The following is a 25,902-nucleotide window of genomic DNA, read 5'->3' as shown; positions in this document are numbered from 1 at the left end:
ACGTACCGCCTCAGATGTAGCGGAGTCTATCCCAGTAATCGTATCGATGCCCAATCAACCGCACTAACCCCAACATAAAGAATGTCAACGCAAACGGATTCAGCAGAACCGAACACAAGCGCTCGCCTTACTACTCTCGAGGAACAAGTCGGACAACTGATCGAAGAAAATAACCAGCTACAAGACCGCATCGGCGAACTTGAGTCGACCACTAAGGAACAACAGGAGCAAATTTCTGACCTTGAAAAGGAGAACAACCGTCTCGAAGCCATTGTCGACGCTGCTGTTAAAAAGGCTACGACCAACCTCGATCGAATCAGCGAACTACAGGCACGTGAACTCGAGAAAGGCGCCCACCTCCAGACGGAGACCGTCAACGAACACGAACTCGAGGTACAGGGCGATCGTCTCGAGAAACTCACCAAAGACGACGGCCAGACGTACTTCCGGCTCCCCGAGAGTGCAGATCCACTCGACAACGGTAGCGTCTCGCTGTCGTATGGTGACCTCCTGCCGATCCAACAACTCGCTCGAATGGACGACGAGATGCTCCAGTCGACGGCTAACGCGTTACCGATCCGGTTAGCTGCAAAGCTGTGGCAGTCCCGCACCGACTCAAGCGTTGGCGACAACCCATGGGACATAGGCGGCAAAGGAATCAAAGAGTACGTCAAGGCCAGCGATTTGAAACACTGGATCCGCCGTCAGGAGCCCGGAACGAGTGAAGCCTACGCCAAGAAACTCGTCTCACGAGTGATCGATGCCATTCTCGATCTCTCCAAGCATCGCGTCGCAATCCGTAAGCGAAACGAACGCAAGAACGGGCTCGAGTACACTGAACGGCGACTCATCCTCCCTTCGGATGCCGACATCCCCGGTGAGACTACCTCTTCGAGTGATACCGATACGGACTCCCTGAAGACAGCTGACGTCCTCGGCTAACTATGGACACGACCTAACAGATCCCCTCGGGAGAGGATACATCTCTCACAAAACTCACTGACGGGAGCCGCGATGTGGATGGTTGCTAGGTCGGATAGTCGTTAGTATACTCCTCAAGCAGTCTATCGGCAGTCTATGCAGCAGACAGCTTCTCGTCTAACACCGGTGACGACAGCTGTCTCGGGATCCGAAACTAGTCTAGTAGCGGCGTGAACAACCTCGCCATCACCAGTACAGGCGCGTTCTGGGCGGGTGACGAGTTCGACCACTGGCGTAGAGAATACGAGAAACGCCGTGGTTCATTCCAACAGTGTTGCACTCGGTGGGCGCACGAGAACATCCAGTCCGTCGGACGAAAAGAGGAAAGCCGATTCAAGTTGACACTCCACCGTATTAGTAACGAACTCGTCGCGGAAACCCGTGAAAACGGATGTTCAGTCATCGCGTTTGAAGATTTGACCGACATCCGCGAGCGAACTGGAACGTCATGGCGCCACAAATGGGCGTTCAACCGCCTGTGCGAGTACGTCGAGTACAAAGCCGAAGGACACGGCATTGAGATCAAGCAAGTTGACCACGAGAACACGTTGCGGCGTTGCTCGCACTGTGGATTCACGCACCCAGACAACCGCGACAACGAGGACTTCAAGTGTGGGTACGAGAATCACACCGGATACAACGCTGCGAAGAACATCGGCTTGTGGTATCTCCATCGTCATCAGAACTCGAAGGGTTCTGATTGGCTCGAAAATCGCATCGCGATTTTCGAACGCAACCAAACTAGGGGCGACACAGGCGCACCCTTGGGCGTGCGCTTGAACAGCGGGACGTTGAACGTGAACGGAGGCTATTCTCCTGGCTCACCAGAGGCCAGAACGGGAGTCTACACTGAATCCCACGACTCTAGTCGTGGGTAGGTCAACGAACTAAGGCCAAAGCAGATTCACGCAGCGAGTAGTCAAACAGGGCTAGAGACGTTTCTGCTGCCTCTGAAGAAACTCGATCAATACGTCGATGTCGTCGGCTGACGCCGACGACTGACCGAACATACTTTTGAACCGGTGATCAAGGCCACCTTCTTTGATAAATTTGAATGCGCTCTCGAGTTGGTCTCGGAGTGCCTCGTTGTCTCCACGATGTAGGTGCATTTCGACTTCTTCGAGATTGATGTTTGGAATTGCTGCGAGGACGTCTGCGAGATCGGTTTTTCGAGCGCTGTGAAGCTTGGCAGCCGCGAGGACTTCGCCGTCAGCAGCTCTCGCCGTTGTTGAGCGAGATCCTCCGGAGATGGTGGTCTCTGTACTATGCTGGTACAGGTAATCGAACGACCACTCAGCTTCAGTCTGGCGACAACCAAGTCCGTTAACCAGAACATCCACACCAACAGGATGGGGAAGCCCCGTTGTACGTTTGAACAATTCAATTTCCCGGTTATAGATGGTCTCCGCTGGCGGCACCTCCAGATCTGCAGTTCGTTCAAAGTCACGCTCCGTTAGAAAGTTCACGACCCCATCGTAGTCATGAGGTGCGATAACGAGATCCAGATCGGTCGAAAAGCGCGTTTCAAATTGGCTGATTGCGTAGCCACCCACGAGAACAAATCCAATATCCGAGTCCTCTAGTTCTTCCAGTACTTCGATGAGTGCTTCACTTCGGGCTTCCTGACTCATGGTTAGGCAGCCCCCATGCGATATTCTGCTTGCGTATCAATATCTTCGTACATCCGATCGAGCATCTCAAGGGCAGACTCAAAGGTTGCATAGTGTTCAGTGGCGAACTCAATGGTCTCCTCGAGTGGAATTACAGGCCGGCCATCGACAACTTCTGCTGTGATCTGTTCGCGGGGTTCGAGGACAACCTGCAATCGACCATCATGCTCGTCTACGGACTGTCGTTCCTCAGTGGCAAGAATCCCGAAGCGCTCGAAAAACTCCGTCCATATCTCGAGATCCTGCTTTCGAACAGCAATGAATAGTGGGTAGTCATCAGGATCACGTGCGACTTGATAGCCACCGCGTGTCCAGACGTAAACTGCGTCAATTGACGTGTAGGCATACTCCATCTCTGCGAACTGCGGGAGTACATAGGCCTCAGAGATAGATGGTGGCGAGACATCGGCTGACGTTGCGAGAAATGAGAGCGCTGCATCTCGAACAGTTTGATCTACAACATCCAATCCATCGTCATATACGAGATATCCCGCGTCTTCGAGCCGGTTCACAACACGACGAATCGTCTCTCGATTCTCGTCGATTTTCCGAGCGACACCAGAGATTGAATCACCTGACTCAATCGCCAGAAGCGTTTTGAATTCGTTTTCCCCACATATCTCATACATTGTATGGTTGCACAATTGTATGCAACAGTAAAGAGTTTTACTGGTCTGTGAGCGATATGAACAGTTCCAAATAGACAATTTTCTAATAGTTATATCTCAGTTGAGAGGATGAGAATGAATTGCCTCGGGGTCAAGCTCCAAGGCACTCGCCTTGCTCGTCTGTAGACGAACACACGGGCCAATGCTGGCTGATTCAGGAGTTGGACAACTGTTTCGAGCTTGGGTGCGTTCTGGGCAAGTGTCGCTGGCTCGAGCGTCTCTTTATCCCGTTTGCTTGCAATCCATGTACTTCAGACCACCAGCAACTCTTCTTACGAGGCTATAGTAGCCACTGGAAGTCAATGCTCACCTGATCGCAGGATGGCGTTGCGATCGGTGTGTAAATCGTTTCAGCTGTTACTATAGGTTGAGTTTCCTAACGAAGCTTTGGAGGCTAATGGTGGTCGTGTTTTGTTTGTAGAAGAAGGGATCTGATCTGAGCGAAGCGACACCCTCCCCCCGGATTGCCGCCGTATAGAATGAGAGAGGGGGAGGGGGAGAACAGAAACATTGATCGGGTAACATTAAATCGGAGGAAATATTTGATGATGAAGCCGAAGATATGCCGAATAACGCTGATAGAGGCTTTGGTGTTACCGATTTCGGCACAGAGAAGAAGCAGTTATAATTGTTGAGGTACGTGGCTTTTTATACATTGGTGCTGTAGTATTCCGCATACCATCTTCGGCAGACTGAAAAGCCGAGACGCCTTCGGCTTTGAAGACTTGAAACGGGGATTCAGGCCTTCTCTTCCGGAACTCAGTCTTACAGCAGTTATCCGCGTGTCAGTGACCCACGACTGAAGTCGTGGGCTTGTCAGTGGACTCCCCTTCTGCCGTCGAACTGACGGAGGCGTGGAAATCGCCGTTCAAGTTCAGCGTCCCTGACGGTAGCGCACACTGACAGAGTGCGCCTCCACTCGAAGACTTCTGCCCCGAGTGGAGTTTCTTGAGAAGTTTGCGAGCGATGTTCTTGCTCGCGTTGTAGTCAGCGTTCAGTTCGTACTCGCACTTCTGACACACGAACTGGTGCTTCGACCGCCGATTCGACTCGTGGGTAAACCCACAAGATGAACACCGCTGACTGGTGTACGCAGGACTCACCTGTTCAACCATGATACCGAACATCTCGGCTTTGTATTCGACGTACTGGTGGAGGCGTCGAAACGCCCAAGCGTGGAATCGCTTGGCACCAGCCATCCGCTTGCGAATATCGGTCAGATTCTCGAACGCGATATGCGTACAGTCGTGGTCACGGGCTTCTTCGAGAATCTGGTTCGATGCTCGGTGTAGTTTGTCCTGCATCCAGCGGTGTTCGCGGTCTTTCAGTGACTGAATCGACAGGTGCGCCGACCGCGTTCCCGTCTGTTGCATCGACGCACGAGTCTTCTCAAATTCTCGGCGTCGGTGGTTCACCTCGTCAGCGTTCCCGATGAACGCACCTGTGGAAGTTACGGCGAGCGAGCCGTCCACGTTCAGGTCAACGCCAAGGACTGTTCTGTGCTTGGCATCGGAAGAATCAGTCGTGGACTGCTCGTCACTTTCGGTTCGGCGCATCCGTGCATGGAGATAGAACGACTCTGTGGAACGGTCGTACTGTAACGTGGACATACGGAACTCGTAATCCTCGTTCAGCAAGTACTCGTCAACCGGTGTTCCCTCTGGATCGTCGGGAATCACGTAGTCGCACTCGACACGCCCGTTTACTGTGGAAAGGGAAACGTGGTCGCGGTGGAATGTCGCGCTTCGTTTGTCGTAGACGACGCTCCATGCATCGAAATGTGGTTGACTCGTCTTGTCGCCTTTCTTGAGGCGAGCGACACCGCTTTTGGTAGCCTCGATAGCACGCCGAATCCCTTTCTGGACGAGATTCGCGGTTAACTCAGTCTCATCGCGAAGTCGCTCGTAGAGGGCTTTCTCGGCTTTCTGTTTCGAGGTCACGCAGTAGTCCTGTGGATGTCTCCACGCCCACCCTGCGGTTGTGTTCGCACAGTGGAGGAACTGGTCTTTCGTCTGATGGAAGTCGTCGCACCACTCTGTGGGTACGTTGAGTTTGACTTTGACGGTGCGAATCACGTCTCCCATCCGTTTTTCACATATTGAACTATCTCTTTATAAATACTACGACTGGTGGTGGGGAGTCGGACTGCTATCGCTCGCGGATTGATTCGGGCCTTGTTGGATTCCTCCCACGACTGAAGTCATGGGCTTCCTCCTTACATTTCTGTGAAAGGTATTTTAGTCATGTCAAACCTCATTTTCAACTGCCCCACCTACCTCTGTATTCTATAGGGCGGCAATCCGGGGTGGGGGAGTCAGTTTATGTTGAATATCTATCTTTCTTTGAGGAGAAACTCCCTCCCTGAAGGTGGGAGTGAATCCGGTTTTCATATGTGGTAATATCAATCACCCCCACGTCCGCAATGTCCGGAACGGTGTTTCTTTAAATAACACACCCACCCCTTCGCGCCGCATAATTCTCATCCGAAGGAGTGGGGGGTGGGATAGAGGTGAAAATAGATCGAAGTCGATTATGGGAATACCCCCAGAGAGAGAGCGTTGGTATTGCTAGATAGGTCTGCATTTGGACCGATCGGGAGGGACCAAAGACAGACATCGAATGATCGATATGTAGCAGTCCCACCAAGAATATTTAGGAAGAAAAAATTTTAGTGGACTGGTTAGAAACCAGAACCGCACTGGCGATTCCCATAGAGCAAGAGAGGAGTACTCCGACCGCAGCGTGGTTCCCCTTGCTCTCTATGGCTTCTTTAGCGATTCGCGGCTCAACTCCCTATCTCTGTTCGGTTTCAGGCTCTTGCCCCCTCCCCCCTCTCGTAGGAAAATTATGCGGCGCGAAGGGGTGGGTGTGTTATTTAAGCAAATACTACTCCGGACGTTGCGGACGCGGGGGTTACTTAAAGAAAATACTTAGACAGAGTTGTGGACATTACGGACGTTGCGGACACGGGGGTGTGCGAACATCAGCGAACAGTACAGGGTAAACTGAAAAAAGGGCCATATTATTCAAGAGCCTCTGACTCCTAACTACTATCAATTCAGTATGAAATCGAATCTATCCTCTACTGCCCATGCATCCATGTTACCTAGTTCAAAAACGATTGATATCCTCCATATCGAAGACGATCAGAGTTTTGCAGATCTTGTCGCTACGTTTCTCGAGCGCGAACGCGAGAACTTTGCCGTACATACTGAAACAGATCCTCAGAACGCGCTTACCAGACTTTGGGACAGTGACATCACGTTTGATTGCATCGTCAGCGACTACGATATGCCCGAATTGAACGGCCTCGAGGTCCTGCAACAGGTCCGAGAAGAAAATCCTGAGCTCCCATTTGTCCTCTTTACTGGGAAAGGATCTGAGGAAATAGCGAGTGAAGCGATTACTGCGGGCGTCACAGAGTACCTTCAAAAAGGCGGCGGCACCGAACAGTACCAGGTACTTGCTAACCGCATCCAGAACGCTGTCGAACACTATTGGGCCAAACGCTATCTTAATCGCGGCCTCGAAGCTATCGAAACTGCTCACGACGGGATTGCCATCTTGGGCGAAGATGGTCACATTGAGTATCTGAACTCGGCGTACGCGGAACTACTCGGCTACGAGCGTGACAACCTCATCGGGACCCATTGGGAGACACTCTACCGTGATGAGGACATCGATGAGATTTATGATGTGTTGCTACCTGCTGCTAGGGACGGCCGCTGGCACGGTCAGACATCGTTCATCCGGAAAGATAGAACCATGATTGACCTCGAGCACACGCTCTCATACACGAACGACGGCTCACTCATCTGTACGCTTTCGAATCCGACCATTGACGAGTCTGCCGAAACACAGCTGTCGGTGAGAGAACGAGCGATGAACGAAGCACCCGTCGGTATCATCCTCACCAACCCCCATGCCGAGGATAACCCGATTATCTATGTGAACGATAAGTTCACTGACCTCACCGGCTACGAGAAAGACGAGGTTCTCGGGCGGAACTGCCGGTTCCTCCAAGGCGAACAAACACGCGAAGAACCAGTCGACAAACTTCGCACTGCAGTTGAGAACAGGGAGCCTGTTACTGTCGAACTCCGGAACTACCGTGCAGACGGCACCAAATTCTGGAATCACGTCCGCATTGCACCACTCTTTGACGACAACGGCGACATCGAGTATTTCGTCGGCTTTCAAAATGACGTGACGAAAAAGAAGACTCACGAAGAGCAGTTACGCTCACAGACTGCACGGCTCGAAGCACTCTTCAAACACTCTCCAGACATGATTGCTATCCACGACGCCAATGGCATCATCTGTGATGTCAACCAGCGCATGTCCACCAAACTCGGCTATACGGCGGACGAACTTATCGGAAAAAACGTCTTGGAATTCGACACAGCTGCCGACCCGGACCGTGCACAGTCGTTCTGGAAAGACTTACCGACGAACACCCCACAACGGTTCGAAGGTGAACTCGAACGTAATGATGGAACAACTGTTCCCGTTGAAATTCATCTTATCCGCCTCGATCTGGACGGTAAAGACCGATTCGTGGCGATGGACCGCGACATTGCCGAACAGAATAAACAAAAACAAAAACTCGTCGAGCAGAACGAGCGGTTGGAGCGATTCACGAGCATTGTCAGTCACGATCTTCGGAACCCCATTCAACTCGCACAGGGGAGGCTTGGACTACTCCAAGAGGAGTGCGACAGCGCCCACATAGCAGATATTGAACTCGCTCTTAACCGGATGAATACCCTCACTGAAGATTTGCTCACACTCGCTCGGGTCGGAGATGATGCAATGGAGGTCGAAGAGGTGTCACTTGACGAAATTCTTCAAGAGTGTTGGGGTACAGTAGTAACAAAAGACGCAACACTCGCTATCAAAACGGATCGCATGGTTGTGGCTGACCGGGATCAACTTAAGCAGTTATTCGAGAATCTGTTCCGGAATGCAATCGAACACGCTGGCGAGAACGTAACAGTGACCGTTGGCGAGACAGCCGACGGATTCTATGTCGAGGACGACGGTCCGGGGATCCCAGACTCGGAGTACGACGAGATTTTCGAAGCTGGATATACGACGGCAGAGGATGGAACTGGATTCGGACTAAACATCGTCTCCAGTGTTGTAGATGCACACGACTGGGCGATTGCAATTACGGAGCGATCCGAAGGCGGTGCTCGATTCGAAATCAGCCTTTACAAAAATGGTTGTGAACGGGTGTCGTCCTCGGTTGAATGATTGGTCTTTGTCTGTTCTGGATATCCACTTCGTGGATTCCCGCGTTGGCGAGTCGCGTCTCGTTCGCACACAAGAACACAGACCGCAGCTTCTGTCCCTCAGACTGGAAGTGGTTTCCGGCCGCGTTTGTCGGTCGTCGATAAGCTGGTCAACAGCCGGTCGTGGTGGTACCTCGAGAAGCTGATACGACCGTGAGATCGACGGCTCGAAGAAGTTTGAATCGGGGTTTGTTCACAGCCACGATCAGTGGTGAATCGAGTCCGGCGATAGCGGTCTCTCAACGAGGTTGGTTCGGAGCCAATTATTGGGGTCTGAATCCAGTCGGAATCAACGGTCGAATAGCGGCTAATTCACTGCCGCATCTGGGGGTGAATCGTGGTGTCGATCACAGCCAGTCGGTCACCGACGTCGGAGGTGATTCAGTAGTAGTCACCCACGGTCTTATCGCGGCCAGTTCGTGGCCATCACTGAGGGACGAATCCGAGTGGAATCCAGATGGTCAACAACCACCAATATCTAGGTCAACCTGACACAGAGGGAGAGGCATCTCGTCGCCGGTGAATCGAGTCCAGTTGAACAACGATCGTCGCGACCAGCATGGTCTTCATCTCCACCGAAGGGTCGAGGGTCAACAGGCCTCGTCGAGATGAGTGAAACGGAGGTGGCCGTCGGTCATCAGGAGACATCTGGAACGGGAAGTCCAACAGGACATCTTGGTCAAGACTTGTCTCCACTCGTCGGTCCCACTGACCGGAGGAAGTTGGGTTATTGTTCTATATCAGATTCGCCTAGATATTCGACAGACCTGTGTTCACTGAGAGACGGCCAGCTGTGGTGGCCGTCGACTGCTGGTTACTGGTGTTCGGAGAGAGGCCATCCGGCCGGTGGGAGATCGTCTGGTCACTCCTCACTTCCCCTCTCTCACTCACCTTCTTTTCTCTCCAATTCAGTCCATCCCCCTTCAGGGGGAAAGGGGGTGTGTTGCTGTCTTCTTCAGCCCAAGTCTATCTAGCTCTTCTGACTCTTGGCCCAGTGGCCTGAACACCCCCACCCAACGGGGGGATAGACCGGTATTTTCCAGACGCCGCTGGCAAAATCAGGGGGGCTCTCAAAGTGTGAAATAAACTCAGGTCTGTAATAACTACTCGAGAGCTCATATTCCTGCGTTACAGGCGTTTAGTGTGCGTATTTCTAAGTCAAAAATGTTGATGGGGTAACACCCCCTCGGACACCCGACGCCCTCTTGCGATTTTGTGGGGATGTCCGAGGGGGGTCACAGAGGAGTGATGAAATCACCCCTAACCCGACGCCGTATGGTTATTTTCACGATATGGAATTTCGTATCTGAAATGTGAGTATTAGAAGCGGAATAAAGTCCGAAGTGAACCCGCGGACACCCGTCTCCGTCTTGCGATTATAGACTGGTGTCCGGGGGGTAATATTTTGGATTGGCGACCCCCCGGACACCCGACGCCGTATGGTTATTTTCATATTTCTCGGAAATCGCATATTCCATGTTTGTGGGGCTGTAATAATCGAGGCCAGCGTCTAATCGCGATCCGCACCTAATTCTACGGATTATATTGGAGTGGTTTTCCCTACATCTAACCCCCGGACACCCGTCTCCCTCTTGCGGTTTTGATTTGGATATCCGAGGGTGGTCAGCTAACTCAGAGACGGCGCTGGAGCAGGCTATCTCTATACTCGCCACAGACCGCCAATACCAGAGATAATTTTCTGGTTGTGTCTGTGGATTATAGTTCGATTGAGAGGCGTTGAGAGGCGGTTGGTGGAGGGGTAATTGGGAGTCCTGAACGTTGAGTTAGAAGAGATTTTGTGGTGGTCTTACAGTAGTGAATAGGAAGTGAGATCCACATACGAAATCTGAGAAGTAAGCGGGAAACGGTTGAGGTGAACGACGAAAATCGAGGTCGAAAGGCAGTGGTGAACTACTAATCGTCCGTGAACTCACCCTCGAGCTGGGCGAGCTGCTCGCCCTCCTCAGTCAGGGTGATACCGAAGTAGCATCGGGGGCGACCACGACCCTCGATCGTGATCTTCTTCTTCGGGAGATCCACATTAGAAACCGACTTTAACCGGCTCGAGAATCCGCCCGGGGCGTAGGTTTTGATGTCGGCTTCGTCGACGTTTTTCTCAGGATCTTGACGTAGGTCTTCGAGGGTGATCTGTACCCATGCATTGTAGGCATCACGGACGTCCGAGACGGGGGTGAAATTGGACTCGTCTTTGTCCGCAGTGATCTCGTCATCGAACTCGACGAACCCGTTCAAGAATTGGTCCATCGGGTCCGGCCAGTCGTCCCCAAGGAGATAGTAGCCACTGAACTTCTCGAGTGCCTCCTCACGGGCGACTTCATCAGGGTCCACATCGGGGGCATCTTTGGGGCCATCACCGTGGTCGGTCTGTCCCTCTCTGGATCCGCTGTCACCGAGGCGTGCAGGAGTGTATCCAGTCTCTTCTTCGATATCTTTGAGAACTGGGAAGTAGGTGTCATCGGGGAGCTTGAGATTACGTGTGAGCGGCTTCTCATTCGATCCCGAATCGTCGTCATCTGCCCCGTCGTCTGCCCCCTCCGAACCCCCGAACTGCTCGAGGTCTTCTGGGTCACAGAAGTCGTGCTTGAGCGCGTAGCCGACCAGCCCCTTGAGCGGGATCGGTGTGTGCTCTGGGACCAGTCCATTTTGGCGTGCGTACTTCCACAGGAGGAAGTATTCATAGTCATCGAGATTCTGACCTTTCGCCGACGTGGATCCGTCGCGATGGCCCATGTCGCACAGGGCGAAGTGTTGGAAATTGTATACTGCCTCGCGCTTGTGGCAGTAGGCGAAATCGTCGTCGATCACGACGAAGTAGTTCTGCGATTCGCCGAAGTGACCGAACGGATTCTTCCCTCGCGAGCCGGGGGTCAGACCGAGGTCGCGAAGCTCGAGACTCCAGATGGGATTGTGCTTCCCAGTGAGTCTCTTGTAGTCCTGCTCCTCAGCACGATCGTCGATCTCCTGTGGGTCGACATCGATCGTCGAGGCGCTGTCGGAGTTGACGAGGCCACCGACTGTCCCCGAAGCTGCGGGATGCTGCGTTGGGTGTATCGTCGGGATGACGCCGAACAGCGAGAGTGGTGGGTAGACATGAGGCGACTCTGGGGTCGGGGTGAGTGCATTGTTGTCTTGCCGTAGCTCGGCAGCGTCGGCAACAGGATGTCTGTGAGTGGCCTGCAGTTCGTCGCTGTCGGCTTCCGGAACCGAGTTGATGACGTGCGGCGACTTCACTGGGAAGTCGTCTCCAGCCGCTGCGTGCGGAATCGAGCCGACCGTGTTGAGGAGGTCGTGAGCCACTGGGTAGTTCAGTGAGTCCGTGTCCATGCCGGTCGGGTAGTCTGCGACGGGATCGGCACGTTGGGCGAGTGCCTGCATCCACTCAGGGGCCGTGGCTTGTCCGTCACGCTGTTCTTTGACCGATGGGGTATCTTCCATCGTCAGTCGGAGAGCCCAGTCTGCAGGCGGCGCCAGCGCCAGCCAACCGTTCTGTAGGTAGTCGTCGAGGTCGCGCTTTTCGTCACCGAACTGTGGGAGCTCGATCAGCCAGACGTTCGTCCCACCGTAGTCGAAACGGTCTGGGTCTGGTTCATCCGCGAGGGCGGCCTGTCCGTCTTCTTCACTCTTCGAGTCGTCTTCGGTGTCTGCCTCGGTCTCGAAGTTGATCGAGAGAAGTCGGTCTGCGAGTTCCGACATCAGGTCGTTGTAGTCGTTCGTAGGATCGGAATCGCCGTTGACGACTTCTTCGCGATAGATGTCTGTGGCCATCTGGACGGTCCCGGTGAACGTATCGTCAGGGGATGGGGTGTGCGTATCCAGTACGCGACCCATGTTGACCGCGCTGTCCACACCGGGCCCGTGTTGGTGAATCTCGATCGCCTCGCTGATTGGGCCGGTCCCACGTGGTCGGTCCATCTCTGTCGTCAGGAGGTGGACTGGAACTTCATCAGCCGTGACCGGTGTCTCTTCCTCGGCGTCTGCCTCTGGATCGGCTGGTGGGGAGACACGGAGGTCCTGATCCTCGAGCATATCGTCGAGGATATCGTTTTCGGCGGCACTGACGACAGTGTTTGGCGTGAACTCTGGCCCGCCGGGAAACTCGCCGGTACAGAACAGCTTCCGGACGTTCATTGCTCGTTGGCAGGCCCGTTCGTCGTGATCCTGATCTTCTTCGGCGAGGACGACACGCTTCGGTGGGTCGCTATCCTGCAGGAAGTAGACGTCGGGGATCTGGCGCCCGCGGATGATGTCGGCCAGTACGTCGCGGTGTTTCAGCTTGAACGTCTTCGTCACTGGCGAGATGCACGGAATACCGTGAGCATGAGCGGTGATCGCGTCGGCCATCCCCTCGGTGATGACGAGTGGCTCGCCGTCGCGGATCGTCTCTCGGCCGTAGATCGGCTCTTCGACGATGGTGTAGTTCTTCGTCGTCGCGAGCTTGGCGTACTTGCCATTGGTGAAGTCTTCGGGATGGGTGCCATACTCGGTGTCGAAATCGGGACAGCGGCCGATGAAGAACGCGACTCTCCCTTCCTCGTCGTAGTAGGGGAAGATGTAGCGACCACGGAACAGACACGATAGATCGTCTGGATCATCGACGCGGCTGTAGTCCACGAAGCCCTCACCGTCGCTGTTCTCTCCGTAGGCGTCATTCGGTTTCGTGAACAGCCCCGTCGCGACCATTGTGTGATGGGAGAAGCCCTCCTCCTCGAGATGGAAGAACAGTTCCTTGCCGAAGGCGGGTGCCCAGCCGAGTTGCTTCTGTTCGACGATCGACTCGCTCCAGCCACGGTGATCGGCGCCGAGGAACTGGTAGGGTTGCCCGTCGACGGCGAAGTCGCTGGGGCTGGCTACTTTCTGTTCGGCGTCTGCGACCGACTGTATTCCCGTTGGTTGGTCGTCGCGATGGGCGGGCATCGCATCGGCAGCATCGGGATCCTGCTCGACTGGGTAGGCTGGATCGCTTCCCTCGAGACTGGTGAAGTACTCGCGTGGGGTCTCGGGCATTCGGTAGCCTTCCTCGAACGCTCGGTCTTCGTTCCACTCGACGTTGTGGTCGATCTCTTGGTCCAGTTGGTCGTGGAAGAACTGAGCGGCTTCCTCGAGACAGGCTTGGACGGCACCGAGGTCCGGTGTGGGTTTGAGTCGAAGGTCGTCCGTGTCTTTCGTTTCGAGTGTGCTGTTGGGCTCGGTACGCGGCTCGCCGTCTGCTGTTTGACCTACACTACTCGTTTCACTGGAATCGCTCTGTGAGGCGCTCTCGTCTTCTGAGCCATCGTCATTTTCAGTGGGTGTCTCAGAAGACTGTTCCCCGTCAGCACTCGAGTCTTGATCGGTCGATTCGCTGTGAGTCGCTGAGTCGGTCGCTGTGCGATTTTCGTCTTGAGACGTGGTCTTGGTCGCATCGGTCTCGGTCGCCTGCTCTCCGGGTGTGCTGTCTGCCTCCTGTTGGTTCTCGTTGTGGTCCGCTCCACTGGAGTTGGACGTTGCGTCAGTCGGCGACGAATCCGTGGCAGGTCCATCTCTGTCTGCTTCGGTTTGCTCGGACAATGGGGGTGACTCAGTTTCTCCGTCGGTTTGGCTCGGTCCAGAGTTGTCGTCATCGTCTCCGTCGCCATTGTCGCCTGCACCACTATCGGAATCGCCACTTGGAGGGTAGGCGTCTGGATCGAACGCTTCCTCAGCGATTTCCGGGCCACGGTTGTCTCGAGGTGTGTTGATGTGATAGGTCTCCATACCCTCATCTTGGGTATAGACTGCGCCATGATCGACACCAGCATCGATGCAGGCCTTGGCCACCGACTCATCGATATCGTGGGTGAGTTGGACCCAACTTACGAGCTCGGGGAGGTGGTTGTCCGTATGGGCAGGTTCGTTGAGGTTATCGAGGACGGCACGCCAGAAGGCCGGGACCCTCCGGTCGCCGAGTGTGAGGTCCGTTCCAGATTCGCCGAGAACACCCGTATCGACTGCGGCGCCGATCGATGCTCGAGCCAGTTGCTCTTCGACATCGAAAACCAGCCTTGCCATCATGACGACTCGCCGGACTGGGAGTGACTCGGAGTGGTCACGATTGCAGCGGTCCCAAACCCGTTTCCAGTTACTCCACTCTTGAGCCTCCGCGAGTTCATCATCCTCGAGGTAGTCGCGGTAGGCATCGCGAGGGCCGGGCAGTCGCACAGCGTCTTCGTCTTCGCCAGCTGGGACGAGTTCGCCCGAAGCGAGGCCGAGTTGGACTGCATCGGCTACCTGTGTACTCCGAGTGCCGGCGAGTTCGACTGCGCCGGGGAGTCGGTTACGGTAGATCGGTTTGGTCTCGTCGACGTTTGCTGAGTCCCAGATCCGTGTCCAGAACTTCCGGGTCGTCGGCTTCTTGCTTCCGAAGCGATCGGCAACGGCCTCGTCGTCGATCTCAATATCTTCGGGGGCGGTACTCTCGTCGGCGTCGTTTGCGATGTAGTAGTTGTTCAGGTCTTCCATAGCAGCGTATTGGTCAAACTCAATCTTTGCGATTCGTTCGGCGCCGCTCTGGGCGCTGGTGTCGGTCTCGTCTCCATCCCCGAGGACATCGATTGGGCCATCGTCGTCATCTTCAACTTCGAAGCCGTCGTCTGAGACTTCAGCGTCGACGCTAGTATCGTCAGTATCGTCCGGGGCTTGTCCCTCACTTTCTTCTGTAGTCTCATCGCTGCCTTCGTCGAGTCCGACCGGGTCGGCATCGTTGCCCGCTACTGCGAGTGCGGTCAAGCCGCGATAGTCGTCCTGATACTCGTCAGGTATGATTGACTCGAGGGCATCGTCGGGTAATGTTGTATACTGTTGGCCGCCGGTGACAGACTGTCCAATAGCGTTGTTGGTGCTGTTTGGGAGCTCTTCTGGAAGCAGTCGGTTGGGGAGTGGGACTGCCTCTCTCGTGAACCCGGCTCTGCGTGCGTCTATCTCAGGGTCGTTGTCGTCCTCATCTCCATCTGCTGATTGATTTTGGTCGAGTGCAGCCTCCTCTGGAACCTCGCCGATGTGGTTGTAGTCTGTTTCGGATGGTCCCTCTACTTCTGGCTCTTCATCACTTCCGGCAGGTGAGAGGAAGTCTGGAAGCGGCGTTTGGACGATGTCCCATTGGTCTTCGGATGGTTGCTCCTCGAACTCGCGTTCGGGGACGAATGGTTCGTAGACGAGTTGCCAGTCTTCTTTGAGATCACCCAATGTGTTGTATCGCTGTGCTTCACCACCCGGATAGACGATCCATTCGTTGTTATGGTCGTCAAATCGGCACCATGACTCGAAAGCATTGGTTGAACCGAAGTGCTCGTCCATGCGGAGTTTCCCACGCCGCTTGGAGCCAGTCATTCCGTTGTAGAGCCTGAGCTCGTTGTCGTCTGTCTTCACCCAAACAGCCTGTTTCCCTCGTTCGATCACTGCATGTTTGCGTTCGCCATCTGTTGGAGTCCCGAGGTTCAGGTACTCTGTCTTGTTGTAGTAGAGAGGGAGTGGGTCACGGTTTTCAGGACTATCGACATCCTCTTCGTCCTCGTTTGGACGTATTCGGAGGTGACCTCGATGGAACATTGGGTCAGTCAGGATGTGGTTGACTCGAGCAGCAGGCGCAGTTCGGTCATCTGCTTCCTTCTCTGGCGTGATGAACATCGTCTTCTGCTCGTTTCGGATTGCTCGAGCAAGGTTTTCGAGGGTTCGTGCTGGTTTCTTGTAGGTTGCAGTCTCTGCTTCGATGGCGATTGCGCCGCCATCAGAGAGTTCCGAAGCGATCGGGAAGTCCCGCTCGAATTGTTCAAGCAGTTTCGCTGCCCGTTTTGTTTCAACGGTGGTGTCAATCGGTGGGAACGCAACAGCGTCTGGCAAACTCTCTTTGTTCTCTTGGTGTACGATGGTGACTTCCATGCCGATTGCAGAGAACACGACGAACGCACGCCGAAGGACCTCATTGTGTTTCTCCGTCTCAGGTCGCCAGTCCTCATCAGCTTGCTCGAGGACGGCACGGATGCCTTTGTCCGTGATCGTGAGTTCAGTGTCCGTTTCCGCAATTCGGATTTCACCGGGTGGGGTGCCGCCACTGCCACGGATCGAGTCGTCGTCTGGTTCATCCTCATCCTCGACGAGTTCGACGTACTCCTCGTCAAGCATCACTCCATCGGGGAGTTCCTCAAATGCGGTACTCGTCCGGCGTTTGAAGCCGTCCAAGATGTCTTCGACAGTGACGGTGAGTGTGCCGCCGTCAGCGACCGCTTCTCCATCGGTATCGGCGCTTGGGGCATCGATGTTGAGTGGCGGGGACGGGTCCAGCGTCTCGTAGTCGGCCTCGAGTGTATCGAGGGCATTCTGTCGGATCTGCTCGGCCCACAACGCCTCGAGGAAGCTTTTGGTGAGGTCAGCTTCACCGCCGAGGTGCATCAGGGCGTGTTCGGATTCGTCGAGGTCCTGCTCGAGTGGATCGACACCATACTCAGCGAGGTTCTCGCCGATGATCGCTTCGGCGTCGGCTTTCGTCCGCCGCGGCGGGTAGTCAGCGAACGTGTTGGGTGCCAGTGGGTCCGACCGCATCGGGCCGTCCTCGTCCATCACGGAGATCGACGTCAGTGCCGTGAACGCTGGCAGTGACATGAACGTACTCGAGTCGATATTCTCGTCATCGAAACGCTCGGCGATGATCTTCGCGTCATCGACCTCGGTGACACCGAAGCTGATCAGTGTGTCCGAGTTACCGAACATCTGCTTGAGCGTCTGTGGTGCGAAGTCCCGCACCTGTGATGGATTCTGCAAGCAGGTGATGACGCCCATCTTCCCGGACCGGGCCTTCGAGAGCATCTTGTCGAGCGCCATGTTCTCCGAGGCGATGTCGTCGAACTCGTCCATGATCGCGAAGAACGGTTCCCGCTCTGCCTCGGGCATCTTCTCTCGCTTGCGGATGGTCGACCAGACCCGGCGCATGATCCCCGTCGAGACAACCTTCCGAATCTCGTCGGAGCGGATCGTATTCCGGACGAGGATGATCTTTCCTTCTTCGACGGCGTCGGAGATGTTGATCGTCCCCTTTCGGTGGGCGACGATACCCCGAGAGATGGGGTCCTCGACCCAGTCCTGAATCCGGCGCAGCACCGGGTCGATTTCTTCGTCGTCCATCTCTGCGATTTTCGTGGTGTACTCGTGAATGAACGTCATCCCTTCTTGGCTGACGACGTTCGAGAACTTCGCTCGGCTCTCGCTGTCGGCCAGCACGTAGTACATATCCACGAGGGTGAACTTGCGCCGGGAGCGGATCATCGCACGAGCGATGTTACACGTGATCCCCTCCATCTTCGGTCCCCAGTACTCACCGCCACGGAGGACGGCCCGGAGATCGTCAATAATCGACTCGACTTCCCGGTTGAACTCTTTCTCCGTCTCGCAGTTGCCGGGCTCGAGGAAGTTGATGCCCGCGACTTGCTCGAAGGTTTCGCTGCCGGGTTCGACCCAGAGGATGTCGTCCATCCGATCTTCGGGAAGTTGCGTGATCAGGTCGTCGACGGTATCGCCCTTGGGGTCTATGAACACGAAGCCATGATCCTTCCGGGCGATCTGGTTCATGATGTTGTTCAGCGTCGTGGATTTCCCTTTCCCGGTCGATCCGAAGACAGTCGCATGGCGGAACCACGAGAACGGCTCGAGACCGATTTCTCGAATCCCGTCCATTGGGTTGGAATCGTAGCCAAGCCAGATGGGTTCGTCCGGGTTGTGTTCGTGGGAGTGGACGAGTCGGTCGCGAACGTCGAAGCCGGAGTAGACGGCTCCCTCTTCAGCATACTCTTTGCCACTCGCGAACGCTTTGAGTTCGAACGGGAAGTACTGCTGAAGGCCCGGCTCACGCCGGAACTGGACGTCACTGTCAGCCTGATCGTAGACGTAGTGGGCTGGGTGGGCTGGGTTCTCTAAGCCACGGCGATCAGTCGCCGGGAGTCCAGACTCCTGCTTTTCGGGGAGTGTGTCGTCAACCGTGTCTGGCAGCCCCGACGTCGTTTCAACGCTCTCGGGGGCAGATGTCTCGCGTGTGTGTTCGCTTGCAGTATCGTCGTCTTGGTCATCTTCTTGCGTGGCCGGTTTGTCGTCCTGCTCTGGTTCTTCGTCGGGTGTTTTCCGAGCGCCCGGCTGGTCGAAGATCGATCCATCCTCAAGTTCCTCGAGGTCGATGCCCATCTCCTCGGCACGTCGTTCACGGAATTTCCGGAGGAGGTTATCTGCGACGTTCTCGTTGTACTGGGCCTTGATCTGTTGGCGGGTGAGTTCACCGTTGATGAACCGGCGATAGACGTTGTTGAATGCCTCCTGTCGTTCGGGGCTATCGATTTTGACGACAGTATCTTCCCCTTGGGCGTTGGTATCTGCAGAGTCAGTTTTGTCATCGAAGAGGAAGCGTGCGAGGACTTCGGCACCTTTCCAGAGGAGTGAATCGCTATCAGTGGTTTCACTGCCGACAGTGTCTGATTCCTCCATCGAGTCGTTCGACAGGGAACTCATCGCGAGGGCGTCACCGCTGACATCAGAGGTGTCTCGTTGGTACTCCATGTCCGGCGGCTTGACCGTTCGTTTGGCTTGGGCGGGTGGGCGATTCCCGACGCCTTTCCGAGTCCAGTCAACGTTTGTTGATTCGACGCTTTCGCCGGGGAGGTGAGCGACAGACGCGAGTTCTTCCACTGTAAGCGCGGTCTGGTCGTAATGGAACTCCCGGGCTGCTGTTCGGCGAGCTTCCTCAAGGAGACCATCGCCGTGGTAGGCCAGTGGCGTGAACGTCTGATCGATTTCGTCGTTGTGGTAGAGTGACGAGAAGACCGACCCAATACCGTGAGCGTGGTGTTTGGCGATTTTCGAAGCTGAAGCGAAGACGAGGTAGCGGATGTTGACGTAGAAGGCTTGCTTGCCTTCTTGATTGAGGACAGCGTCTGCTGCTCGGAGGTCCTTTGAAGAGGGATCGTCTAATCGGGGGTTCCAGTAACTCCCTCTGACTCGGCCGTACGTGAGACTATCGTTGATCTGGTCAGCGCTAAACTCGTGGTACTTGTGGCCTTCTGTCCACTTGTCGCTTGCGGGAGTGAATACAAACTGGACGATCGCAATCTCGTCGCTGTAACCGACGAGTTCACTCAGGATGCTCTGGTAGGGGTCGTTTTCGAATTGATCAGCTCCCTTGGTGCCTTTGATCGGACGGTATTTTTCGCTGTATAGCTCAAGTTTACCCCCAGAGACGTACATCCCCGGATCGATTTCGGGGAACTTGTTCTTGACGGGCTTGATTTCGGAGTTGGGGTACAGTCCGTAGACCTGCTGGCGGAACTCTCGCTGTTCGATCGTGTCGGGCAGTCCCCAGTGAAACTCGACGGTTTCGTCGTTGAGTACCAGTTCGAAGGTGAACTTTTTCGGTTCCTCTGCGAGGTTGAATTTCTGGGCGAGCCGCGAGTGAGACGCGTTTTCGTTGTGGAGGGTGGAGATGAGTTCGCTGGCGTACTCGAGGCCGTCCTCGTTTTTGTGTGGACGGATTCGGTTGAGGTAGCCTTGGTATGACTCACCTGCCTCTTGTAATTGATCTGCTTGTTCTTCTGAAAGTGCGACCGCATCATACGGACGCGACCCAAGTTGGGAATGACGGACGTGTTTGATCCAGTCGGGCAAAGCGTGATCGGCGATTCGACCTAACGGGTCTGTCATGGTTGGATTCATAGTTTTTAATAGTTCCTCAGTTCACAGAGCGGAAATGAGTGAAACCGTGTCGTCACCATACCTAGAGCAAGCTTGAATCCAATCTGGGGCAAGGAATATCACGAAAAAGACAAAGAATAGTCCAATTAGGATCAGGACGGAACTAACCCGAAAACAGATACTCACAGCATTAGTTAAGTAGTATTCATACCGAGAGTGTGGGACAAATCTAGAAATCAGTTCAGCAAGACCAAAGAAACCGATCACGGTGAGGAGAGGTCCCGCCACGAGGAAAGCAATGAGAGTATCGATATGGGCGAAGGTAGGAGTAAGACATCCATTCAGACGCCCTTGAAGGACGAGTGCACCAAGTCCTATTGACGGAGGAACTGAGTAGATACTACTGGGAGGTGAATGAGGACTGTGTCTCTTGCATGGTGCTTGGACATTATTTGATGGGTCAGCGTTTTTCTTCATATTTGTCCTCGAGATAGGGAGTTTACAAATAACTATTCCCATGGTGGGGGGTGGGTTGATTTAGCGGAACTGAGTCGAAGAGTGCCTTCCCGGGCGAGTGCTGAAACCGCGAACAGGAAGGAGATACAGCACCGCTCGAGGTTATACACTGCAATATTATGACGGTTTTCGAGCAAGTAGCTCTGACGGTTACAATAGGGCCCAGTACAATCCGGCTGACCTCACGCACTGTACCCACAAATGATTTTCATATAATACAGAATATAATCTTTCTAACGTGGGGGTGTGGGGAAGAACTATACGTTAGCCCTGACCGATCCAAACTGCCCTTGGTCGACACCGCGGCTGAGCGGATGACAACTCCGCAAAAAGTTCCGAGAGGCGTTCGATCACCGGCTCAAACACGGTGATCACAGCCTCATGGTGTGGACGTCAAGGGTTTACGCATTATGTCCACGAAAGAACGATCCGCCGTCGATCTCTTAAAGGCGGCGAATGACGAGAAGCAGAGATTACCAACTACGCAGTCCCAAAAGGAGGGTCGATCGAAGCATGAGCAGTGAAATCGAGAAGGCAAGGAAAACGCTGCTCGGTGAGCCCATAGTGACCGATCATGGTGAGACGACCTGTGATCTGTGCGTCTTCCAATCACTACGCGAACAGAATCAATCACTGCAAGAACGGGATACCACAGATTGGGAGATCCTAACCGAGCAGCGAGATACATTCGTCGCAAGTCTCTGGCGTAAAAACCGGAATCCTACTCGAGAGGGGCAGTCCGTAGCAATGGAAGAGTACACCGTGATGAACCTCTACCACCTGTCTCACGTTGACGAGGACAATCTCGGCCTCGATCCTGACGAGGGATACCATCAACTGCTAGTCGAGGCCACCGCTAAGACCGTACCACTCGACGAAAGCGAATACGAGACAAACCTCCTAATCGAAGGCTCTGATAACACGTACGCTGTGTTCGACGAGTTCAACGAGATCAGCTACTCTAGTCCTGATCAAGGATCCTACGCTCCTGAGCTCAGTGACTAACTGACCTTGTGAGGGACTGAAACTCACTGGTCGTGTTCGGAGAAGGCGTTTCCCGCATCTTCGGCCATCTCTTTCGCTTCGATGTGTGAATATGACTTGCGAACAACTTCCTCACTGTTATCTAAGAGACGAGCAGCAGCGGTGAATCCGCGCTGACGAACCATCACCTCTCCAGCGCCACGGCGTCCTCCGTGAGGAGCGAGATAGCCGTGCTTCCCCTCGAGGTCGAGATCGGCTCCCTCGCAGAGTCGGCGCATGATCCTCCGAGCACCGTCTGTATTGATCGAGGTCGGTGAGAGGTCATATTCGCGCAGGGCTTCGAACACTTCGGTCTGCCCGGTGAGTTCGTCGACGAACGTTTCGATATCGTCGGTCGACCAGCCGTAAACATCTCGTAACCCAGTTCGAAGCGTCTCGTAGAGCGAGGGAAGGTGAAACGTTGGAAACACTGGCCAGTCGTCACTAGCCGGATCGAGTATATGTCTGTATCGTAGCATAGGATTTACAGCCTGTTTCGTCAACGATCGATCGGACCAATCCTGCTTCTTCGCAAGGACGGTCATCTTCTGATCCTCGAGGGAAACATCGCTCCAGCGAAGCCCGTTTCGCCGATCATCCTTTGGGTCCGCAAAGATTTCTCCGCCCCGCACCCCCGAGTAGCAGAGGACATAGACAAGAGCTCGATCGCGGAACTCTTTGATCGCGCCAAATCCCTTCTTATCTGCTGCGTCGTGAGCTTGTTCGTCGACGTAACGAGTGATCTGTAGCCGGTGTTTGTCGGTCCAGGCCTGTTGATCCCCCGATCGTCGTCCGTTGTTCTCTGGCAGTGGCTCCTTCGCGACGTTTCGCTGCGCGTAATTCACCTCGAGAAGTCCTTCTCGAACGCACCATCCAATGTAGGCGCTCACCTGAGCGTAGTAGGTTCGAATCGTTCCGGGCGTGAGGTCTCGGGTTGTGAGTTCGCGCGCGTACCGGCGGAACGTTCGTACGTCGATCTCGTCGAACGTCGTTCCGGACTGCGAATCCGCCTCGAGCCATGCAAGGAAGTCCTCGACGCAGCGCTCGAGGTTCCGTCGGTAGTTCCCGCTTCCCTCGCCGCCCTTGGACTTCGATCGAAGGAACTCCTCGAGCGGCGCCCCAACAGCCGTTGATTCAATGGTCACGCGTGATCACCCTCGGGAGCCCGGATCTGGCTAGATTCCATCGGTCGTGATTGATAGAGGGAGGCGACCATCATAAAACTACACTTGATTATTCACCTAATCAAGCGTATTCGATAGTACCCACGTATTTCTTGATTTGCCGCCCTTCAGCCCATGTAATCTGTGTTTAGCCAATCAATAAATCATATAGCGCTATAAGAAATTTTCGAGGTTTAGAAGTTTAGACTCTATCAGGTGTAGCACGGCTGTAATACACGATTGCAGACAGATTCCCGATCGGGAACCGCTTCAGATCGGTTCTCCACCGCCATTTTTCTCGGACTATCACCACTTCGGTGGTTTGCTGAGCGGACAGCGTTCTCATCGAGAGATGGGCCTAACGCTGAGCGTCTCCTACTCGATTCCTGTCTCCTTCGTCAGCAGCACCACCGTATTATCAGCCGCCACGGTCGAGGCGATCCCAAGCATTAATACCGTTGATCGCCCCCTGACACTATGCCTATAGAGCGGTCACCGACGACCAAGAGTCTCCTCTCGGAAGCGGCGGTACACGATAACTTTCGAACGGCGGCCAGGTCGTTCGTCGACCTGACCGAGACCATGCTCGGACCGCAAGGGATGTACAAACTCGTCATCCCAGAGGAGGGTGAGTCGATCGTCACTCGTGACTGCAGCCGCGTCCTTCGGACCATCGAGGTCGATCACCCCGTCGGTCGACTCCTCTACGGTGTCGGCAACACTCAATCGTCCCACTACGATGATGGGGTCGTCACGAGTGTCTTGCTCACCGCTCGGCTACTGACCGACTGCCTCGAGACGACGATCGAGACGGGAATCCATCCACAGATCGTTCGAAACGGGCTAGAGCAGGCACGAGCGATCGCCGTACAAACGCTCGAGGACGCTGCCTTCCCAATCGAACCGGATCCGACCGACTCGCATATGCGCGCGCTCGCCCAATCGCAGGCGCGAACGAAGCTCATCGACGGGGCAGCGTTTGGCCCGCTCATAACCGAGGTGTTGACAGCCCTAGCGCGAGACGCTCGGCCCACGGAGGCGGGTGGCCTACTGCTTGATACTGACCGCGCGCACGTGATCGCACGGACCGGTTCCTCGCGGGCACAGACTCAACGGTTTGACGGGATCCTCGTCCAGAAAGAGCTCCTCAACCGGGATCGGACATCGATCCGGGACGCTCGCGTGGCGACCGTCGACCAGAAGTTCTACATCGAAACGACCAGAGGAGAAGCGGAGACACAGCGACGGGCGGCTCCTTCTTCACCCGAGCAACTGAACGCGTTCCACCGTGCTGAAGATGCGGTTCACGACCGATTCGTCCGGCCGCTACGCGAAGCCGGCGTCGATGTGCTCGTCACTCGAAAGGGCATCGATGAGCGCGTTTCCACAGCCCTCCTCCGCGAGGGAATCCTCACCGTTCGCCGGGCTAAACCGGAGAACATACTCGAGAGCGTAGCCGCAGCGACGGGCGCGAGCGTCGTCGGCGATGTACAAGATATTAGTCCCACTGATATCGGATACGCGGGTCAGGTAGAGGAGTTGACGTTCGGTCCGCTGTCGTACACACTCATCGGGGAGTGTGAATCCACAGCGGCCACTACCGTTCTCACTCGCGGAGGAACGTGGACGAGCGCCGAGGAGATCGAGCGAGGGCTCGAAGCTGCGATCGGAGCGACCGCCGCTGCGGTCCGGGAACCCGCCACCGTTCCCGGTGGCGGATGTAGTGAAATGCACATCGCACGCTCGCTTCGCTGGGCTGGCGCGGAGACCGCAGGGCGGGAAGCGATAATTCTGGAAACCATCGCCGACACTTTTGAGACGGTAGTTCGGACGTTAGCAACAAACGTCGGGCTAGACGATCTGGACGCGGTGACGACAGTTCGGGCTCGCGTTCCTGAGGAGGCAGCCGGAGTGGTGGACCCGTCGGATGGCCCCGCTCGCGTGGACTCTGTCGTCGACGCTGGCGTGATCGATTCGTTGGCAGTGAAGCGGGCTGCCGTCACTGCAGCATTCGATGCGACGATACACGCCATCACAATCGACGAAATCGTTGCCGTGAAGTGATTGTTGGGCAGACCGCGATCGCTCGACCGGTCCTCTCGTAGGGCCGCTGTACGTCAGTTCCGGTACAACCTCGCCCGTTCTGCTCCGGACTATCTACCTTCTGTGGCGGCGCTGTTTCGTTAAGCGTGAAAAGTGAGGCGGTGCGATTTTATGGTATCCATGCCAAAATCGACCGCCTCAGCTGGTGTAGCGACTGGATTGATTTGAGTTTTGTGGAGCGAGAGCGGACACCGCGTCAGCTGATGGAACTTGGTATTCGACTCCACCTTGCTGGTCTCTCGCTTTCGAACACTGTTCGAAAATTAGAAAAGTTCGGTGTCGAGCGCAGTCGAAAGGCAGTCCACGATTGGGTTAACAAATGCGATCTACAGCCGGCAGTTGACGAGGATCCGAATCACATCGCGCTTGACGAAACGGTGATTCAACTTGACGAACACCGCTATTGGCTGTACACTGCTGTCGATCCAGAAACTAACAAGATACTCCATACACGGCTGTATTCGACGACTACGACCGCTCTGACAGAACAGTTCCTGCAGGAACTCACTGAGAAACATGACCTCGACGATGCTATGTTTCTCGTTGATGGAACAAAACATCTTCAGACTGCACTCCGCTGATCTGGGCTCCGATTTCGATACGAAAAACATGGAGGTCGGAACAGTGTTGAACGTGTCTTTTGTGAGATAAAGCGCCGTACCTCTTCATTCTCAAACTGTTTCAGCCACGCACAACCGTCGACAGCAGAATCGTGGCTCCAAGCCTTCGCCGTCTGGCACAATGCTACAAACTAAACACGACCCCTGTGGCTGGGCAAAGCTTT

At 54.9% G+C, this 25,902-nt stretch carries 9 protein-coding genes and 2 pseudogenes; 6 read left to right on the top strand and 5 right to left on the bottom strand.

The window, feature by feature from the left end:
• Positions 1-81 precede the first annotated feature (81 nt).
• Together NATTI_RS0121135 and NATTI_RS0121130 are read left to right on the top strand one after the other, a co-directional pair.
• The gene (locus tag NATTI_RS0121135; RefSeq protein ID WP_006092110.1) at positions 82-942 is read left to right on the top strand and encodes a hypothetical protein; all 861 of its coding nucleotides are present in this window, start codon (positions 82-84) and stop codon (positions 940-942) included.
• A gap of 206 nt (positions 943-1,148) precedes the next feature.
• A pseudogene (locus NATTI_RS0121130) lies at positions 1,149-1,859 on the top strand (zinc ribbon domain-containing protein); the annotation flags it as partial.
• A gap of 51 nt (positions 1,860-1,910) precedes the next feature.
• On the opposite strand, the gene NATTI_RS0121125 reads toward NATTI_RS0121130, so the two are convergent.
• The 3 genes from NATTI_RS0121125 to NATTI_RS0121110 all read right to left on the bottom strand — a co-directional run bounded on the left by NATTI_RS0121125 (position 1,911) and on the right by NATTI_RS0121110 (position 5,403).
• A complete protein-coding gene (locus NATTI_RS0121125; protein WP_006092108.1) occupies positions 1,911-2,612 on the bottom strand; it encodes a nucleotidyltransferase family protein in 702 nt (233 codons plus the stop codon).
• Between the two features lie 2 nt (positions 2,613-2,614).
• Entirely contained in the window at positions 2,615-3,280 is a 666-nt protein-coding gene (locus NATTI_RS25665; RefSeq protein ID WP_081603688.1) for an RNA polymerase subunit sigma-70, read from the bottom strand.
• Between the two features lie 824 nt (positions 3,281-4,104).
• A complete protein-coding gene (locus NATTI_RS0121110) occupies positions 4,105-5,403 on the bottom strand; it encodes an RNA-guided endonuclease InsQ/TnpB family protein (RefSeq protein WP_006092106.1) in 1,299 nt (432 codons plus the stop codon).
• Between the two features lie 979 nt (positions 5,404-6,382).
• Here NATTI_RS0121110 and NATTI_RS0121100 point away from each other — a divergent pair.
• The gene (locus tag NATTI_RS0121100; protein ID WP_081603687.1) at positions 6,383-8,575 is read left to right on the top strand and encodes a PAS domain S-box protein; all 2,193 of its coding nucleotides are present in this window, start codon (positions 6,383-6,385) and stop codon (positions 8,573-8,575) included.
• Between the two features lie 1,952 nt (positions 8,576-10,527).
• Here the strand turns inward: NATTI_RS0121100 and NATTI_RS0121095 are convergent.
• Complete coding sequence (locus NATTI_RS0121095) at positions 10,528-20,322, bottom strand: type IV secretion system DNA-binding domain-containing protein (RefSeq protein WP_241434402.1); 9,795 nt, start codon at positions 20,320-20,322, stop codon at positions 10,528-10,530.
• 1,020 nt (positions 20,323-21,342) lie between these two features.
• Between NATTI_RS0121095 and NATTI_RS0121085 the strand changes: the two genes are divergently transcribed.
• On the top strand, positions 21,343-21,834 hold the full coding sequence (locus NATTI_RS0121085) for a hypothetical protein (protein WP_006092102.1): 492 nt from the start codon (positions 21,343-21,345) through the stop codon (positions 21,832-21,834).
• A gap of 23 nt (positions 21,835-21,857) precedes the next feature.
• Here NATTI_RS0121085 and NATTI_RS0121080 read toward each other — a convergent pair whose 3' ends face one another.
• On the bottom strand, positions 21,858-22,997 hold the full coding sequence (locus NATTI_RS0121080; RefSeq protein ID WP_006092101.1) for a tyrosine-type recombinase/integrase: 1,140 nt from the start codon (positions 22,995-22,997) through the stop codon (positions 21,858-21,860).
• A gap of 495 nt (positions 22,998-23,492) precedes the next feature.
• Between NATTI_RS0121080 and NATTI_RS0121075 the strand changes: the two genes are divergently transcribed.
• Together NATTI_RS0121075 and NATTI_RS25660 are read left to right on the top strand one after the other, a co-directional pair.
• On the top strand, positions 23,493-25,079 hold the full coding sequence (locus NATTI_RS0121075; protein ID WP_006092100.1) for a TCP-1/cpn60 chaperonin family protein: 1,587 nt from the start codon (positions 23,493-23,495) through the stop codon (positions 25,077-25,079).
• Positions 25,080-25,234: 155 nt separating this feature from the next.
• Positions 25,235-25,873, top strand: a pseudogene (locus tag NATTI_RS25660) (IS6 family transposase).
• The last annotated feature ends 29 nt before the right edge of the window (positions 25,874-25,902 follow it).

It is taken from the genome of Natronorubrum tibetense GA33, from assembly GCF_000383975.1.
GTDB lineage: Archaea > Halobacteriota > Halobacteria > Halobacteriales > Natrialbaceae > Natronorubrum > Natronorubrum tibetense.
Note: the sequence above shows the minus strand (reverse complement) of the source record. Positions and strands in the feature narration are given on the sequence as shown.

Coding starts and splice junctions, on each gene's coding strand:
- NATTI_RS0121095 (WP_241434402.1), bottom strand. CDS start 20,322: ATGACAGACCCGTTAGGTCGAATCGCCGATCACGCTTTGCCCGACTGG.
- NATTI_RS0121135 (WP_006092110.1), top strand. CDS start 82: ATGTCAACGCAAACGGATTCAGCAGAACCGAACACAAGCGCTCGCCTT.
- NATTI_RS25665 (WP_081603688.1), bottom strand. CDS start 3,280: ATGTATGAGATATGTGGGGAAAACGAATTCAAAACGCTTCTGGCGATT.
- NATTI_RS0121110 (WP_006092106.1), bottom strand. CDS start 5,403: ATGGGAGACGTGATTCGCACCGTCAAAGTCAAACTCAACGTACCCACA.
- NATTI_RS0121075 (WP_006092100.1), top strand. CDS start 23,493: ATGCCTATAGAGCGGTCACCGACGACCAAGAGTCTCCTCTCGGAAGCG.
- NATTI_RS0121100 (WP_081603687.1), top strand. CDS start 6,383: ATGAAATCGAATCTATCCTCTACTGCCCATGCATCCATGTTACCTAGT.
- NATTI_RS0121085 (WP_006092102.1), top strand. CDS start 21,343: ATGAGCAGTGAAATCGAGAAGGCAAGGAAAACGCTGCTCGGTGAGCCC.
- NATTI_RS0121125 (WP_006092108.1), bottom strand. CDS start 2,612: ATGAGTCAGGAAGCCCGAAGTGAAGCACTCATCGAAGTACTGGAAGAA.